Below are 17,019 nucleotides of genomic sequence, written 5' to 3' on the forward strand. Positions count from 1 at the left end.
AGGGCTGACCTCACCGGTAGTTCCATGCTTGGCCGGTGCCGCGGTATTCCTCCACGGGAATGGGAGTAACACCGGACCGCATGCGGGCGGTGTAAAGACGTCCGTACAGGTGATCGATCTCGTGCCCGGCGAGGCGGGCCAGTGCGGTGTCCAGCGCGGCGATGACGCGCCGACCGTCGAGGCGGGTGTGTTCGATCTCCAGGCGGAGCGGACGCGGCACCAGCCCGCGTACGTCGAAGAAACTGAGACAGCCCTCGTATTGCTCGTCAACCTCGGTAGATTCGCTGACCAGGCGAGGGTTGAGCAGGATGAGCGGCTCGGCGTCGGGATCGGGCGAGACGATGACCGCGGCGGACCGGTCGATGTCGATCTGGGGAGCGGCCAGGCCCATGCCTTTGCCGAAGACATGCTGCTCACGGACGCGCTGCACGGCGGTGAACAGCTGATCGATGACGTCGGACGCCTCGTCGGCGTCGGCGGGCAGGTCGAAGGGACGCGCGGCACGGGCCAAGATGGGTGCGCCGCGCTGGACGATTCCCACCGACCTCATTCGATCGCTGGCGGTACGCAGCGTGGGCTGCGGGGCCATTGCGTCGTCGCGGGCGCGGAATCGCCATTCCAGCCGGTAGCGGGCTCCCATGGGCGGCGCTTCGATGGCCCAGGAGAACACCGTCTCCTCAACGTCCCCAGTGCGGCGATCAGTCCGGGTGACGGGTGTTCTGAGCGGGACTGCTTCGGCGGTGGTAGAGGTTTCGGTGCCCCAGACCACCGGGTCCAAAGCAGCGGGGAAGACGAGCTCGACCGACAGATGCCTGGTGGGGAGCCGTACGGCGCGCTGGAACCAGGGGCCCCAGCGGCCGTCGTCCACTTGGTAGGCGTAGTCGAGTACCGCGTGCTGGCCGGGATAGAGCGGGAAGCGGGCGCGATCGTTCTCCAGGCAGAGCCAGGCTTCCTTGAACGCGTCACGGTCGTGCTTGGAGCGCCACGTCATCGGTTCGCCGTCGCAGGTAGCGGTCAGGTTGAGCTCATCCCAGGTGAGCGGGCGTGCGCGGTAGAGGGCGTTCGACCGCTCGGGCTGGCCGGGGTAGCGGTCCACGCTGATGCGCATCAGATAGCGGGTGACCGGCTCGGCACCGCCGTTGAACAGGCGTCGCCGCTGCCTGGCCTGGTAGGTGGAGCCGTCGTAGTGCAGTTGTGCGTAATCGTCTTCCACGATCACGCCTTCGCCCTCGTGCTCCGTAGTCGCGGGCGGGCGAGCAGGGGCGGTGGTCCGCCACGCCTGCCACAGCGCACCGGCTGCGTTGAGTGCGCTCTCCGCCTTTCGGGCGAAGTCTTCGCTGGCGGCATGGCGGCTGGCTTCGACGTGACTGACGTACGAGGGGTCGAAGCCCATCGTGATGGCGAGCTGTTTCTTGCTCAGGTCTCGTCGTCTGCGCCAGTACGTGAGCTCGGCCGCGAACGACCGCCCCGGTGCTGAGGCTCCTGATGCGGGCCCGCTTTGCGGCTGCGTTCCTGCGGTGGGGTTCACACCTGAATCCTTCCCAGGAATCGACATGAAGCCGTGAATGAACCGTGAGTGATCGCTTCTCAGCGTAGCGTCATCATCCGCCGTTGCGGTGTGCTCGGGGCGTCTCAGCCCAGCGGAAAGAGGAGCACATGGACAGGCTCTCCACTACCAAGGCGGTCCTCAAGAACGCGGCCGACCATGTGTGGCGTCCATGGACATCGATTCATGCCGGCTCAGATGCCCTGCTTCTGGTCGAAGGCCAGGGGTGTGAAGTGGTGTCCGCAGACGGGCGACGGTTCCTGGACGCACGAGCCGGAGTGTTCAACGCCGCCCTCGGCTATGGGCGGCAGGACGTGGCGGCGGTCATGGCCGCACAGGCGGTCACCTTGATGACGTACACGCTGCAGGAGGCGATCACCCCGCCTGTGGCAGAGCTGGCTACGCGGTTGGCGGGGTTGTTCGGTGAGCCGCTGTCGCGCACGTTCTTCTGTAACTCGGGTTCGGAGGCGATCGAGAGCGCGATCAAGGTCGCGCGGATGTTCCACGTCCTGTCCGGGGCGGAACATCGGCGGTTGATCGTCTCCTTGGCGCCGGGCTACCACGGCAGCACGTTGGCCACCGCGGCGATGACCGGCATGCTGGCGGTTCGTGCCCTGATGGGGCCGCTTCCTGAGGGGTTCGTGCTCGTACCAGGCGATCGAGCCGCCATGGATCCCAGTGCGGTGGCCGCCTGTGCTCTCGGTGCCGGGGCCGATCAGGTGGCCGCTGTGGTGGTCGAGCCGGTGCTGGGGGTGGGCGGGATACGGCCGCTGCCGCTCGGCTACCTGACCGCGGTGCGGCGCCTGTGTGATGGCATCGGCGCGTTGATGGTGGTCGACGAGGTTCTGACCGGGTACGGCCGGACCGGCAGGTGGTTCGGCTATCAGCACGAGCCGCTCGTGCTGCCGGACATCGTGGTCACCTCCAAAGGGCTGACCGCCGGATATGCGCCGCTGGCGACGATGACGTGCCGCCAGCACATCTATGAGGTCTTCGCGCGTGATCCCGTTCTGGGCGGCCTGCGGCACGGGTTCACGACGGGTGGTCACGCGACAGCATGCGCGGCTGCGTGCGCCGTACTGGATGCCATCGAGACCGAGGGCTTGGTGGAGAACGCCGCTCGGGTGGGGGTACGGCTGCTGTCCGGTCTGCGCACTCTGATTGGTGAACAGGGCGTTCGGCAGGTACGCGGGCGTGGGCTGCTGGTGGCGGTGGAGTTCGATACCGCTGAGCGGGCCGCGGCGGTGGCACTTCGCCTGCGCGAGACCCACCGGGTACTGGCGCGATTGCAAGGGGCGGTGGTGTCGTTCGCTCCCCCGTTGGTCTGTACGGAGGTGCTGGCCGACCGGATTTGTGAGGCCATGTCCTGCAGCCTCCGTCCGCAGGCGGTGGCGCGATGAGTAACCCGTTGACGGTGATCGTGCCGTGCGCCGGAGCAGGTACGCGCCTGGGCCTCCCGATGCCCAAGGAACTGCTGCCCATCGGAGCAGGACGCGTGGCGATCGACGGCGTGTTCGATCTGGTCCGAGCCGCTCGTACGCCGACGCGAGTGGTCCTCGTCGTGGATGACCACCGCGTAGCGACGTTGGCGCACGTGCATCACCGTCATCGCGATGTTCCCGTTGCGGCCGTACGCCAGCGGGCGGAGTCGCCCGAACTGGCCGGCGCACTGGAATCGGCGCTGGAGTGGGCGAACGAACGAATCCTGGTACTGCTTCCCGATCAGGTGCTGTCGGCTCCCCCGCCCAACTTCCTGCTCGACGACGTCCTGGCAGCGCTGGAGCGGGCCCCGGCCTGTGTTCTCGCTGCTCATGAGGACGATCCGGCGCGCATCGCCATGGACGGGGCCCTGTGTGTCGATGACACAATGCGCGGCCAGCGAGTGTGCCACCTGGTCGACAAGCCCGGCACGGACGCCGCCGAGCAGGGCCGGTTCAACGCGGTGTGGTTCGGGCTGGCCTTCCGCCGCGAAGCCGCCCAGCAAGTGATCGACCAACTGGCCGAAGCCACCGAGCCTCCGCTGGGAGGCGCCCCGGTGATCGAGGTACCGCCGTTCACCGACCTGGGGACGTGGCCCTCGCTGCTCAGGTACTGGAAGGACCTGCCATGCGCGTGAGCCTGTTCACCGGCCCCTACCCGGTGGGAGAACGCATGGGCGGGATCGGCCTGCGCATGTGGGAGATCGCTCTGGGGCTGCGCGCAGCCGGACATCGCATCCGCTTGATCACCGCGCCAGGCAGTGACATCTCCTGGTCTCGGGACGGGCTGGAGGTGACGGAGTTCGCCGAGGACGGCTGGCGGGCCGAGGTGGAGGCCGCCCAGGCGGTGGTCACCACCGATCTGCCCGATCCACGCGTGCTACTGCACGCTCACCGGCTCGGTCGGCTCATCATCAGCGAGAACGCGCCGCCGATCGAGCACCTGGACTACGACCAGTTGCGCGACTCGGCGAACGCCGATCGCTTCTACGAGCAGATCGTGGCCCACTTCCGGCTGCAGACCTGGGTGAGCGACCATTTCCTGGCGCGTTCGGAAGTCGAGCGAGCCGGGATGTACGCGACGCTCGTCGCGCTCGGCCGGTTGACGCCACGCCTGCACGCCGCGGAGCGAACCTTGCACCATCTGGTGTCGCTGGTGCCCATCGGCTTCAGTCGGGAAGCCGCGGCTGCGCACGCTGATCCCACGGTTCCTCCGGCCGACTATGCCTGGTCCGGCGGGGTGTGGGACTTCACTGACGCGGGCGTCCTGTGCCAGGCACTGGCCGCGCTGCGCAACAGCGGGCGCGCGGTGAACGTGCGGTTCTGCTACCCGCCTCCTGCCGGGCAGCGCATCGCGGAAGCGGATCGGCTCCGCCGCCTCACGGCGGAACTCGGCCTCGGTGCACACGTCGTCCAGCACGATGGCCCGCTCCCCCACAGCGGCCGGGACGGCGTGCTGACGGCATCCCGGGCGCTGGTCTGCCTGGGACGGCCCGGCGCGGAGAACGAAACCTGTCACCGCCTACGGCTGCGCGACGTGCTGCTGTATCGGATGCCGATCGTCATCGACAGCCACGGCGCCTCCGGCTCGTGGGTCGCTCGCCACGGTGTCGGCCTGGCCGTCGATACGACCGACGTCGCCGAGGTCGCCGCCGCGCTGGACGCGCTCGTCCACGACCCCGAGCTCTATGCGACGTGCGTGGCAGCGATCGACAAGGTGCGTCCCGCGTACCGGATCGACCCCGCGCTGACCCCGCTCCTGAACTTCCTGCACCAAGCCCGGCGCGCTCCTGACGCGGGCGGGCCTCGTCAGAAGGCTGCCGTCGAGCGGCTCCTCGCCGAGGTTCCCGCCGCCGCCGATCCGATCCATCTCATCTGAACGACGCCCCAAGCCTGAAAGGCGTACCCCCATGGCTGCTCTTGTGCTGGCCCAACGTCTGCACCACGTCATCGCGACCACCGAAGAGAACCAGCTACCAGCCTTCCCCGCAACGGTAAGCCCGATCCCGGTGGCCTCCTACGACTCCCCGCAGGCCAAGGACCTCGCCGCAGTGATCGAGCAACTCCGCTACGCGGGCTTCGCCGTCACCTCCTGCTCCCAACCCCCGACCCACGATGGGCTGATCGCGCTGGCGGAAGCGTTGGATCTCGGTGAGCCGTTCGTGCCCCCGCTCTACCGTCGCCCCGGCGCGGTCGGGGTGGCGGCGAGCGGGATCTCGACGCTGACCGCGTCGGCGGCGCACGTGCCGCATCCGGCCGTATCCGCCTCCGGCCAGGGACTGCACGTCGATGGTCTGCTCCAGCCGATCGGCACGGTGGTCACCTCGATCCTGCTCTGCGTCCGCCCGGCTGCCGAAGGCGGGCAGAGCACGCTCTTCAACGCGGTGGGAGCGTTCCGGCAGCTGGCCAGGACCGACCCGGACGCCGCCGCCACCCTGCTCTCCGACCGTGTCCTGGGACGTCGCGCCACCGTGAACGGCTCGCCCGACGTCTCCTGGGGCCCCGCGTTCGCCGTCGTCGACGGCACGCTCGTCACGCGCTACAGCCGGGACGGCAACGACCTCTGGGATCCAGAACACGGTCACGAGGGAGCCCTTGGACGAGCGCTCGCAACACTTGCGGAGCTGGCCGAGCCCGGCTCTCCGTACGCGCTGCGGTTCACCTTGCAGGCCGGGCAGGGCTTGCTGATGGCCAACTCCCGCATCTGCCACGGCCGTACGCCCTACCGGGACGTGCCCGACCGGCCTCGCGCGATGCTGCGCGGCCTCTTCCTGCGGGACGCCTCGTGAGCACCTTCACCGACGACCTGATCAGCAGCGTGACGACCGCCCTGCACGCGCTCACCCGGCAGGAGCGCGAGGCGCAGCGCCGGCTCAACATGATCCCCAGCGAGAACCACAGCTCCCCCTTGGCCCGCATCGCGCTGGGGCTCGACAGCGGGCACCGGTACTTCTTCAACACCGGCAACGACCCGAACTCGTGGAACTTCCCGGCAGCACGCGAAGCTTCCCAGGTAGAAACCGACCTGACCCTGCCACTGCTGCGCCACCTGGCTCGCGCCGACCATGTCAACGTCCGGCCGTTGAGCGGCCTGCAGGCCATGGCCCTGGTGCTTTCCGCCTTGGGAGGCGGACCCGGCACACCAGTGATCAGCATCCACACTGACCAGGGCGGGCACTACGCCACCGCCGGCCTCGCCCGCCGTCTGGGGCTGGTACCGGTCCTCGCACGCGGTCCGGACCCCCACACGCTGGACCTTGATGCGTTGACCACGCTCGTGGCGCGGCATCGCCCTTGCCTGGTCTACCTGGACCTATCACACGCCCTGTTCCCGCTGGACACCGAGGCGGTCGTGACGGCCGTACGCGCTGCCAGAACCCCGACGCTCGTACACGTCGACATCTCACACTGGATGGGACTCGTCCTGGGCGGCGCCATCCCGCACCCGCTGGACGCGGGAGCCGACTCCATGGGCGGGTCCACACACAAGACGTTCCCTGGTCCGCAGCATGCCCTGATAGCCACCCGCGATGCACATGCCGCCGCTGAGATCGGGCTGGCCCAGCAGGAGATGATCTCCAACCATCATCTCGCGGCCACCTGTGCGCTCGGTCTGGCCGCGGCCGAGTTCCTCGCCGCCGACCCCCAGGAATACGCCCAGCAGGTCATCGCGAGCGCCCGGCTGCTGGGTGGCCATCTTGCCGAGCGCGGCCTTCCGCCTGCGGCAGCAGAGCGCGGCTACAGCGGCGGCCACCAGCTGTGGGTGGACAGCTCGATCGTGGGCGTAGATGCCGTCACCGCCGGCAGGCGGCTGGATGAAGCCGGCATCAGCGTCAACGTCCTGACCGACCTGCCCGGCATGCAGGGACGGCCGGCGCTGCGCCTGGGCGTGGCCGAGCCGCTGTCGGTCGGCTTGACCGCCGACGACATGCCGCTGGTCGCCGAGCTACTGACCGCCGCCGTGTTCTCCCGCCGGCCGGCGGATCTGATCGCCGAGCATGTGGCCGCGCTACGAGCCGCGCGCGTACCGCGCTGGCGGCTGGCCGACCAGCCGCAGATCGCCGCCGCGCTCCGTCAGCTCAGCGCTCAGGAGTACGCCGCATGAACGACACCTCTCCCCCGTGTCCACCGGTGCCGGAGCTGATCGAACGGACCCGCTCCGGCACCCGGCTCACCCCAGCCCACATCGCTGCTCTCATCGACGGCCACCTCGCCGGACGCATCCCCGACTACCAGATCAGCGCCTGGCTCATGGCTGTCACCTGCTGCGGCCTGTCCCGTACCGAAACCGTCCAGCTCGCGCAGGTCCTCGCCGACACCGGGCAGCACCTGGAGGTAGGACGAGAGGCGTTCGTCGCCGACAAGCACTCCACCGGGGGCGTCGGAGACAACGTCACTCTGATTCTGGCGCCGCTGCTGGCAGCCGTCGGCATTCCGGTGGCCAAGATGAGCGGCCGTGCCCTCGGGTATCACGGCGGCACCGTCGACAAGCTCGAGGCGATTCCCGGACTCGTCCTTCCGACCACCCCTGATCAGATGAAGGCCAGCCTGGAGGCGACGGGCATGGCGATTGCCACGCAGTCGCCGGTGTTCGCGCCGGGAGACGCGGCGCTGTACCGGTTGCGGGACGTCACCGCCACCGTCGACTCCCTGCCGTTGATCGCGGCATCGGTCATGAGCAAGAAACTCGCCACAGGCGCGAGCGTGGTCGTGCTCGACGTCAAGACCGGTGGCGGAGCGATGATGCGCCGCTTGGAGGACGCCCGCGCCCTGGCGGAGCTCATGGTCGCCATCGGCTACCGGAACGGCATTCCCACGCGCGCCCTGATCAGCGACATGGAACAGCCCTTGGGACGGGCCATCGGCAACAGTCTGGAGGTCATCGAAGCCCTGCATGTCCTCGCGGGCGGCTATGTGCCGCGTCTGAACGACCTGGTGCTGGCTCTGGCCGGCCAAGCAGCCGCTTCCGCGTGGCCCTCCGTTCCCGACGAGACGATCTGCGAGCGCCTGGGCAAGGCGTTGGCTGACGGATCGGCCCTGAAGATCTTCCGTACGTGGGTGGACATGCATGGCGGGGATCTCGCGCAACTGCCGCAGGCAGGTCGCGTGGTCAGCGTTGTCGCGCCCGTCGCCGGAGTAGTTCAAGCCATTGATGCCGCTGCTCTGGGCCGCTTGGCGGGCCGGCTGGGGGCGGCCCGTGTCCGGGCCGGCGCGGCCGTCGATCCTGCTGCGGGCATTCTTCTGCACGTGTGCGTCGGAGATGAGGTCGAGGCCGGTACTCGCCTCGCCGAGCTTCACACCTCCGGTGCAGACGTCGGCCAGCTCTCCACAACCGCGCTCACGGCCTTCACCCTCGGCAGCTATCCCATCGCCGAGCCACCTCTTATTCACCAGGCCATCACAGGAGAATCGACGTGATCGGGGCACCCACGATTCCCTCCGACGCGGCCTGTGTGGCGGTCTATCGCCGCCTACGCGACGGAGTACCGAGGTCCAGCTCCCAGATCGGCTACGGCTATAACCTCTACCCGCCCGCCAGAGCGGTCACCGACCACCTGGACGTCGTCCTGCGCGCCTGTGTCCAGACCGGCCGGATCGCCGAGTACGGCACCCACGCCGACGCGGGCGACCGCGAGCTCGCCGCCAGCCTGGCCGGCGCCTATCTCGGCGTGCAGGTGAGCGGCGAGCAGGTGGTGTTCACCCATGGCTCGACCGAGGCCATCAACATCGTCACCGGCTTCCTGGCCGGCTGCGACACGAGCTTGGTCCTGCCCATGCCGTGCTACTACGCCTTCGAACAGACGACCCGGCGACTTGGCGGTGAGGTTGCGGCCCGTTACCGCTACGACGGCGCCCTGGCGACGACGGGCGTCGATACCGAGCGCCGGGCGCTGGTCGAGATCTTGCCCAACGGTGTCACCGGCACCGTGTTCACCCGTCCCGAACTCGATGTGGACTTCAAAGTCCTCGATATCGTCTTCCAAGCAGGCGGCTCGGCTCAAGCCGCCGCGAAGGTGGTGAACCAGGCGCGGGATCTCGTCGCCGGCGGCCTCGATACCACGGCGATCATGATGACCCCGGCCAAGGACATGTGCGTACCGGGCCTGCGCACCGGCATCCTGATCAGCGGATACCCGCCTCTCATCGCGGCGGCCAGGGAAGAGCAGTTCGACCGTACCGCCTCCATCAACCCCATGATCGGTCAGGTCGTCCTGTTGTATCTGGCAGTGCTGCTGCTGGCCGACGCTGAGCGAGCCGGGGGTATGCATGCCGTCGAACAGGCGTATGCCTGGATCCGTGATCGCTTCGTGGAGCACGAGGTCGTTCCCGTGCCCACGTGGGAGACCTGTTTCGAGATCGTCGGCCACCTCAGTGAGATGGCAACGCACTTCGCCCACTCGTTCACCCTGTTGAACGAGCACACCAACTCCCTGCTGGAAACCGGCGACACTCTGCGCCCCATGGCCGGCTATTCGCTGTTGCCTCGTGTGCTGGCGCCGCTGGGTGACGCGGAGAAGGTCATTGCCTGGGTCAACGACATCGGTCGCCGCCATCACCTCAAGCTCAACCCGATGCTCCTGTTCGGAGGTGATGTATCGGCCTGGGAGAGCCTGTATCCAGGGCAAGCGCGCCTGCGGGTGAACCTCTCGGTCCCGCACGCGGATCTGACCGCGTCGTTGAAACTCCTGCGCTACGCCCACGCCGAGGTCAGTAAGCGAGGTTCCCGATGAAAAGCCCGCTGTTGGAGACCTTCGCCGCCCAGGCGGCGACGCAGCCCGACGCTCCGGCCGTCACCGACACCCACCTCGGCCGAACTCTCTCCTACGCCGAACTCCGCGATGCCTCCGCCGGCATCGCCGATGTGCTGCGCCCGTTCGACGTGGCCGAGGCGCCGGTGCTGCTGGCGTTGCCGCCCAGCGTGGAGTGGTGCGCTGCCGTTCTGGGAATCTGGCAGGCGGGCGCCCGAGCCGTGTTCCTCGACATGAACCATCCCCCTGGTCGGCTCGCCGCTGTCGCGGACGCCTGCTCGGCCGAGGTGGCCATCACACCCGATGGAGGTCCTCCGCTTTGGGCACCGGATCGGATCAGTGTGGCGCCGACCATGAGGTCGAGCGCCGTGCGCCACGGACCCGGCGCCGGACGGCAAGCGGGGTGCATCTTCCATACCTCCGGCAGCACGGGGATCCCGAAGCCGGTCCTCATCGGTGAGGACGCCCTCGCGGCGCGGGCGGAAGCCCTTCGCACGCTGTACGCTTTCTCCGCGGCCGACCGGGTCGCGCAGCTGACCTCACCGGCCTTCGACGCCGTGCTCTGGGAACTGCTTCCCACGCTCACCGCGGGCGCACACCTCCTCATTCCCGGGCCCCGGCAGCGGGCGGTGGGTTCCGAGCTGGTGACTTGGCTGGACAGTCATCGCGTCACCGCCTTCACCTGCACGCCGACGACACTCGCGGCCATGCCCTTCGCCGAGCTCGATAGCGTGCGGTTGATCGTCCTGGGCGGCGAGACAGTTCACACCGCGCCGCTCGCCCGGTGGCTGAGCCGCTATCAGGTTGCCAACGCCTACGGCCCCACCGAGGCCACCGTCGAAGCCTTGATGGCCTTTCCCATCACCCCCGGCATGGATCCGGTCCCCATCGGCCGACCGCTGCCCGGTGTTATCGCGCACGTCCGCACCGAGGACGGCCGCGCCACGTGCTCAGGAGAAGTCGGTGAGCTGTATCTGGCCGGAGCGGGCCTGGCCGAGGGCTACCTGGGGATGAGCCGGGAGACCGCCTCCCGACTCGTGCACCTGAACGCGGACGGCGCCGGGCCACGTCGCTACTACCGGACCGGTGATCTCGTCCGCGTCCTCGACGACGGCCAGCTCGCCTTTGCCGGCCGCATCGACCAGCAGCTGAACCTAGGCGGCGTACGGCTGGAACCAGGCGAGGTCGAAGCGGTCGCATGCCGGTTGCCCGGCGTTCATGGGGCCGCGGTGTGCCTCGCACCGACTCGGAGCGGTCCGGCTTGAGCTTGTACGCGGCGGCGTCCGAGTGGGTGACGGTCGCGCAACTGCGCCGGCACTTGGCCTCCTGCCTGCCCGCCAGCGCGGTCCCGTCGCGCATCCACGTGGTCCCTGAGCTACCCCGTACAGCCAGCGGAAAGATAGACCGAGCAGCGTTGGACAAGCCCCCGCCGGAGCGTCAGGCGGCCGCGCTGCCTGACGATGTCGTCCTTCTCTGGCAGCGCCTGACCGGGACGCCACCGAGCAGCACTGACTTCTTCGCCGACGGTGGCGACTCCATCGCGGTGCCCGCGCTGATCCACGGCGTCAACGAGAACCACGGCACCCGGATCACCATCGCCGACTTCACCGCCGATCCGACTCCGGCACACCTGGCGCGCGCCATCGCCACGGTTAGGGAGGAGGCTCGATGACCACGCCTCTGCGCGGGCTGCTGGTCGACCTCGACGGAGTCGTACGGCTGTGGCGCGGGCACGGCCGCCGCCGTGCCGAAGCCGTCCACGGGTTGCCCGACGGCACGATCCGCCGCCTGGCCTACGGAGACGACTTCGACACGGCCCATCACGGGCTACTCACGCACAATGCCTGGGTTGAGCAGGTCCGTACCCGGCTGATCGCCGAGTTCGGCCCCCACGCCGGGGGCGCGGCCGACATCTGGTCCGGCGATCGAGGTGAAGTCGATCCCGACATGGTCGATCTCCTTGGTCGAGCACGGGCTGCCGGGCTGAAGATCGCCACCTTGACCAACAACACCGACGCCGTCCCCGCCGACCTGCAGCATCACGGCATCACCCACCTGTTCGACGTGGTGGTCAACTCCGCGGACATCGGCGCAACCAAGCCGGCGCCCGCCGCCTACTTGGCCGCAGCCGCCCTGATGGAACTCCGCCCGTCAGAGGTCTTCTTCACCGACGACAACCCCGCGAACGTACGAGCTGCGCGCTCGTGCGGCATGCACGCCGTCACCTTCACCAACGCCCTCACCCTGGCCCAAGCCCTCGCCGACTGTGGCTACCCCCTTGATCCGCGTCCCCCCGAGAGCAGGACGATCACGGATGTCCTGAAGACCTACGGCACGGTGGCACTCCCCGCACCCCGTAGCGCAGAAGCCGAGACTGACACCTACCAGGTCATCTATCTATCCACGTCGCCGAAGGCGGAGACCCTGGTCACTCATGCACTCGCTGAGCATCCCGAGATCTCCGGAATCACGAAAGGCCCTGCCTCGATCGGCATGCAGATGCGCGACGGCACGGCCATGGAGGTCCGGGTTCTGCCTCCCGACGTTGACGCCCGCCTATCCGCCGGCGATCCACGAACCTGGACCACGTCTTCGACCGGCGAGGTGGAACATCTCCCGCCCTGGACGCCAAGCATCCGAACCGCCGCCTCACGAGCCGTTCAGACGGCCGGCTCCCAGATGGCCTGGGCTCTCACCCAGACCGCTCTCGCTCACGACCGCGGCGACGCCCTCGCTGCCGCGCTCGCGCTGGACCGCGCCCGCATCGCCGCTACGGACCTGGCCACCGTGCTGGCCCGCCACCAAGCAGCCCCCGTTCCGGGGCTATGCCTCTCCCGCTACCTGGGAGCCGCCACACGCCAAGCCCTATCGACCTCTCTGAGCTGCGAGGCCCTCACCTCCCACGGACTGGCGTCTGCTGTCAGGGCGCTGCTCCCCGTCCTCCGCCACGCCCGCTACGCAAACCTCCACCTCCTCAAGGCACCGCTGAGCTGGGATTGGCAGCACCTGGCCACCCACCTGAACACCGTGCTCGGCACCGTCGACCTGAGTCCCTGTCCGCTCCGAGGGGATGCGCTCTACGATGCCGCACTGGCCGAGGTCTACGACCACCACCGGCCGGTACCTGCTGATATGGCCTCTGGCCTGGCCGTGTGCGCCCGTACGTGGCTCAAGGAAGTCGATGTCCTGGAGATTGGGGCGGGAACCGGCCGGATTACCAGCCACCTCGCTCCGGGTTCCTGTTCCTACCTCGCCCTCGAGTACTCCCCCGCCATGGCCGAGCTCTTGCGGGCCCGTTCTCCGGAGCATGTGAACGTCCAGGTAGGTGATGCCCTCAGCCTCCCCGCAGCCGACCAGAGTCTCGACGCCGTCGTGGAGCATGAGGCGCTGATGTTCACTCCCGACCCCCTGTGCGCCGTGGATGAGACGCTGCGAGTACTGCGGCCCGGCGGGACTTTGCTCCGGTTGCTGGTCCACCCCCTCGGCCCGGACCCGGTCAGCGCAATAGAGCGCGCCTACCAGCGAGCGGCCTTCGCCGATGTACCGGCGCCGCTCTATGTAGGCAAGGGCACCGACGAGCGCGTCACCCGGCACCTGGCGGACCGGGGCCATCCAACCGATGACCATGACCTGGCGATCTGGGACGAAATGCCGACCGCCGAATGTGCTCTGGCCGCCCTGGAAGATCGCGCGTGGCCCTACACGCGCCTCATCGACGACGTCCGGCACCAGCGTGGCCTCCAGGCCGCCAAACGAGTGGCAACGCGGCTCGCCACGCCACTGACCCGGCGCCTACGGCTATACGCCCTGGCCACGACCATTCAGGGAGCTTCATCGTGACGGCTGCCGTCCTGCCTCCCTCTTGCTGGTGGAGCAGCAACCTACAGGAGGCGGGCAGACACCTTCGCGCCGGCCGAATCCCGCTGCTCAGGCCGACCGATCCCGCTCGCACCCGACGCTGGGCCGAAGTGATGGCCTGGTACGCCCCCACCGGCGTACCCACGCGAGTCCCTGTCGCAGGGGCTCGGGTGGTGTCCATCGCCGGGGCGGCACCGATCGGGAAACTCGCCGCCGAGGCGTTGCGGCGCCCACACACCAGCGCCGCCACGCTCTCCGCGGTCACCGCGACCGCCGGCGACACCAGCCTCCTGGTTGTGGCGGACGCGGCGGATTGCACACTCGCGGGGCTGTTCCCCCTCCTCCGCGCCCGCGCCCAAGGCGGTGTCCGCGTCGGTCTGCTGACCGGTCGCGATCACGCCGCGCAGGTGTTCGGCCTGGCCAAGATCCTGGCCGCGCCTACCGGCACCGCGCGCTCAGCCGATCTCCTCCTGCACGGCCCCACCGGCTGCGCACGCACCTTGCCCGACGACACGCCGATCCCCCTCAGCGAGGCCATCGAGCAGGGCGCCCGGCACCTGCTGATCGACGCTCACGGCTCAGCCGCCCACGCCCACCTCGACCCGTACCTGGTGTGCGGGCTCACCGGTGACACCGAGCGGACAATCGACGGCCGCCCCATACCGGGAGGCTGTACGCGTACCCGCTGCAAGATCGCCCGCGACGCGCCCCTGAAGCTGCTACGGCCCCACGAGTTGCGCGCCAGCGTGCTCGGGCTTTTCGTGTGCAACGCCATCACGCTGGCCCCAGCCGAGCAGTACCCCTCCGACGTCGCACTCGCTCTGGACGCCTGCGAGGGCTACCCGTCGGCGGTGATCGGGCTGCTGCGTGGCGACGCGGCAACCGGCTCCGCCGAGCCAGCCCACGCGGCGCGGCTTCTTCGAGCACATCTGCCCTTGGGAGACATCGCCCTTCACGTCAACCAGCTGGTGGCGCGACGCGGCACCGATCCCTCGATCCTGCTCCTCGGTGATCCCGACCAAGGCATGTCCGGCTCCAACAGCCCGACCGCGAACACCGGACAGCACAACGCGCGCAACTGCATGACCCGTACCTCGGCTACGCTGCCGCCTTCTCCCGCTCCCCTTCTGGAGACGTCCGCGACGTGGGAGAGGGCGCTCCGGAGCATGTGCGAACAGCGACCCGACCGAGAACTCAAGGCGTGCCTGGACGAGATGCAAAGAGCCCGAGCCGCCGCACGACAACTCAGCAGCGCGTCAGCTTCCGCGTCGCGGGACGAGCAGGCATGGGCGCGGGCCGCGCTCGACATCCTCCATCGCACGCGCAGCGGCTCCTTCGGCCGCCTATTCACCGCGCTGTCCGCCCCTCTGCTGCCACAACCCCCTCAGCCGGCCAGCGCCTGCCCCTACTGCGCATGCCCGCGCACCGAGATCAGCAAGAACGGGCACTTCGCCCTCACGTGCCCCCGATGCGGCCCCTCCGCTGTCGGCAGCAGCCGGCTCAGCCTGACCTTGAAGTCGCCCAGCCACTTCGTTCCCGGCCAAGCGATCACCGTGCACGTCACGGTCACTGCCACCACGTCACATCCGGTGCTGGTGGCGCTGCAGCTGCGCAACCGTTCCACCACACGGGGCAGCTACGCCGCGACCACCATGAAGGTGACGCCCGGACACACCGCCGGGCAGGTCCTGCAGCCTCCAGTCGACGTGGAGCCCGAGTTGCACCGCGTATGGGCCGTCGCGGCCCATCATTTCGACCTGGCGCTGGCCCAAAATCGCATACCTGCCCTGCCCGCCGTTGACATGCTGGCCTGAAACCCGGCCCCATCACCCGAGGAAGCACATGATCATATTCCTGAACGGTCCGTTCGGCGGCGGCAAGACCTCTGTCGCCCAAGACCTCCTCACCCGTATCCCCGACAGTCTGCTGTTCGACCCCGAAGAAGTCGGTTTCATGGTGCGGGCGATCCTCCCCGGCCGCGAGAAGGACTTCCAGGACCTGCCCCCATGGCGCCCTTTGGTCGCCGCAACCGCCGCCGAGGTCCTCGCCTACACCGGTGGCCCGCTGATCGCGCCCATGAGCCTGCTCCGCCGCGACTACGCAACGGAGATCTTCTCGGTCCTGGACAAGCGCGGCATCACCGTCCACCACATCCTGCTCCACGCCGACCCCGCGACCGTACGCGAGCGCATCACCGGCCATCAGATGTTCCCCGACGATCCAGCCCGCTCCCAGAAAGTGATCGACTTCCGGCTCCGCAACCTCCCGCGCTACGAGCAGGCCTACACCGACTGGCTGTCCACCGAGGCCCACGTCATCGACACGACCACCCTCGCCCCCGCCCAGGCCGCCGACCGCGCCGCGACGATCGTCACCAGCGTGAGCACTGATGGACCTCGCTGACCGGGCTACCAAGCTGCTCGGCACGCCGGTCACCGCCGTCGTGGATCACTCCTGGGGCGACGCCACCACCCGCATCCAGCGGCTTCGCCTGCCCAACGGCGAGCAGCTCATTGCCAAGCACAACACCACGCCGGCCATGTTCGCCCGTGAACACCACGCCCTGCAGCACTGGGCCCCCGCCCTGGCGCCCCACGCTCCCCGCCTCATCTCCGCCGACACCGAGCAGCGCCTGCTGCTCATGACTGCCCTGCCCGGCACACCACTCTGCGACCAACACCTCGACCCCGCCACCGAAGAGCACGCTTATCATCAGGCTGGCCGACTGATGCGCCGCTTGCACAAGGCCGCCCCTCCCCAGGTCCTGCCCGACTTCGGCCCACGGCGGGCCGCCTACATCCGCGCCCAGCTCAGCGGCAACACCACCCCTCTCACAGCAGAGGAGCTGGCCTTCGCCCACACCTGCCTGACCCTCCTGGAGGATCTGCCGCCTCAGCCGGCCGTGCCCTCCCATCTGGACTTCACCAGCCGCAACCTCCTCCTCAACGCCGGAGCCGTAGCGGTCATCGACTTCGAAACCAGCCGCTACGAGGCCGCCGGCCGCGACTTCCTCCGGATCACCATGCGGACCCTCCACGCACGCCCCGACCTCCGCGACGCCTTCTACACCGGCTACGGACGCCAACCAACACACACCGAGCAGAAGTTGATGCACCTGTGCGGCACCGTCGACGCCGCAGCCATCGCCGTGACCGCCACCGCCAACGGCCAAGACCGCTTCGCCGCCGAAGGCTATGCCGCCTTACAACGTCTCATGCGCGAAGAACCGCCGTCACAAGCCATCTGAGCAGCCTCGTCCCAGGTCCGCCAGCCGGTCGCCCAAGGATCTCCCACTCGCCGCTCGCTGGGCCACGTGATGCTGCCGTTGCTGCAGGCTCCGTCAGTGGCTCCTCACGAGCGAGCATGCTGGGCATTGGCAGCAGTGAGC

Annotated in this window: 14 protein-coding genes and 1 pseudogene; 14 read left to right on the plus strand and 1 reads right to left on the minus strand. The window is 68.8% G+C overall.

The genetic code is table 11. From position 1 onward, the window contains the following. Window positions 1-10: 10 nt before the first annotated feature. A complete protein-coding gene (locus AB0I81_RS60870) occupies window positions 11-1,555 on the minus strand; it encodes a peptide deformylase (protein ID WP_360679055.1) in 1,545 nt (514 codons plus the stop codon). Between the two features lie 101 nt (window positions 1,556-1,656). Between AB0I81_RS60870 and AB0I81_RS60875 the strand changes: the two genes are divergently transcribed. The 14 genes and pseudogenes from AB0I81_RS60875 (at window position 1,657) to AB0I81_RS60940 (ending at window position 16,878) form a co-directional block, all read left to right on the plus strand. Beyond that, the gene (locus AB0I81_RS60875) at window positions 1,657-2,946 is read left to right on the plus strand and encodes an aspartate aminotransferase family protein (RefSeq protein ID WP_360679057.1); all 1,290 of its coding nucleotides are present in this window, start codon (window positions 1,657-1,659) and stop codon (window positions 2,944-2,946) included. Next, a complete protein-coding gene (locus tag AB0I81_RS60880; RefSeq protein WP_360679060.1) occupies window positions 2,943-3,662 on the plus strand; it encodes a hypothetical protein in 720 nt (239 codons plus the stop codon). The genes AB0I81_RS60875 and AB0I81_RS60880 overlap by 4 nt, the downstream gene beginning before the upstream one ends. Then, a complete protein-coding gene (locus tag AB0I81_RS60885; RefSeq protein ID WP_360679063.1) occupies window positions 3,653-4,903 on the plus strand; it encodes a hypothetical protein in 1,251 nt (416 codons plus the stop codon). Before AB0I81_RS60880 ends, AB0I81_RS60885 begins: the two co-directional genes overlap by 10 nt. A 31-nt stretch (window positions 4,904-4,934) precedes the next feature. After that, on the plus strand, window positions 4,935-5,813 hold the full coding sequence (locus AB0I81_RS60890; protein WP_360679066.1) for a TauD/TfdA family dioxygenase: 879 nt from the start codon (window positions 4,935-4,937) through the stop codon (window positions 5,811-5,813). Further along, complete coding sequence (locus AB0I81_RS60895; RefSeq protein ID WP_360679069.1) at window positions 5,810-7,129, plus strand: hypothetical protein; 1,320 nt, start codon at window positions 5,810-5,812, stop codon at window positions 7,127-7,129. Before AB0I81_RS60890 ends, AB0I81_RS60895 begins: the two co-directional genes overlap by 4 nt. Beyond that, entirely contained in the window at window positions 7,126-8,442 is a 1,317-nt protein-coding gene (locus tag AB0I81_RS60900; RefSeq protein ID WP_360679072.1) for a thymidine phosphorylase, read from the plus strand. Before AB0I81_RS60895 ends, AB0I81_RS60900 begins: the two co-directional genes overlap by 4 nt. Beyond that, entirely contained in the window at window positions 8,439-9,755 is a 1,317-nt protein-coding gene (locus AB0I81_RS60905; protein WP_360679074.1) for an aminotransferase class I/II-fold pyridoxal phosphate-dependent enzyme, read from the plus strand. Before AB0I81_RS60900 ends, AB0I81_RS60905 begins: the two co-directional genes overlap by 4 nt. Continuing rightward, window positions 9,752-11,038: an AMP-binding protein gene (locus AB0I81_RS60910; RefSeq protein WP_360679077.1), complete on the plus strand. Its 1,287-nt coding sequence runs from the start codon at window positions 9,752-9,754 to the stop codon at window positions 11,036-11,038. The genes AB0I81_RS60905 and AB0I81_RS60910 overlap by 4 nt, the downstream gene beginning before the upstream one ends. Next, window positions 10,972-11,160, plus strand: a pseudogene (locus AB0I81_RS60915) (hypothetical protein); the annotation flags it as partial. The gene AB0I81_RS60910 and the pseudogene AB0I81_RS60915, both read left to right, overlap by 67 nt. Window positions 11,161-11,187: 27 nt before the next feature. Continuing rightward, complete coding sequence (locus tag AB0I81_RS60920; protein WP_360679124.1) at window positions 11,188-11,445, plus strand: acyl carrier protein; 258 nt, start codon at window positions 11,188-11,190, stop codon at window positions 11,443-11,445. Beyond that, window positions 11,442-13,613 carry an HAD-IA family hydrolase gene (locus AB0I81_RS60925; protein WP_360679080.1) on the plus strand — a complete coding sequence of 724 codons (2,172 nt, stop codon included), beginning with the start codon at window positions 11,442-11,444 and terminating at the stop codon, window positions 13,611-13,613. Before AB0I81_RS60920 ends, AB0I81_RS60925 begins: the two co-directional genes overlap by 4 nt. Before the next feature lie 188 nt (window positions 13,614-13,801). After that, on the plus strand, window positions 13,802-15,445 hold the full coding sequence (locus AB0I81_RS60930; RefSeq protein WP_360679082.1) for a hypothetical protein: 1,644 nt from the start codon (window positions 13,802-13,804) through the stop codon (window positions 15,443-15,445). Window positions 15,446-15,473: 28 nt separating this feature from the next. After that, a complete protein-coding gene (locus tag AB0I81_RS60935; RefSeq protein ID WP_360679085.1) occupies window positions 15,474-16,034 on the plus strand; it encodes an AAA family ATPase in 561 nt (186 codons plus the stop codon). Beyond that, window positions 16,021-16,878, plus strand: a complete 858-nt coding sequence (locus AB0I81_RS60940) for an aminoglycoside phosphotransferase family protein (protein WP_360679086.1) — start codon at window positions 16,021-16,023, stop codon at window positions 16,876-16,878. Before AB0I81_RS60935 ends, AB0I81_RS60940 begins: the two co-directional genes overlap by 14 nt. Window positions 16,879-17,019 lie beyond the last annotated feature (141 nt).

Origin of the sequence: Nonomuraea sp. NPDC050404, from assembly GCF_040655495.1 — a bacterium.
In the GTDB taxonomy this organism is placed as follows: domain Bacteria; phylum Actinomycetota; class Actinomycetes; order Streptosporangiales; family Streptosporangiaceae; genus Nonomuraea.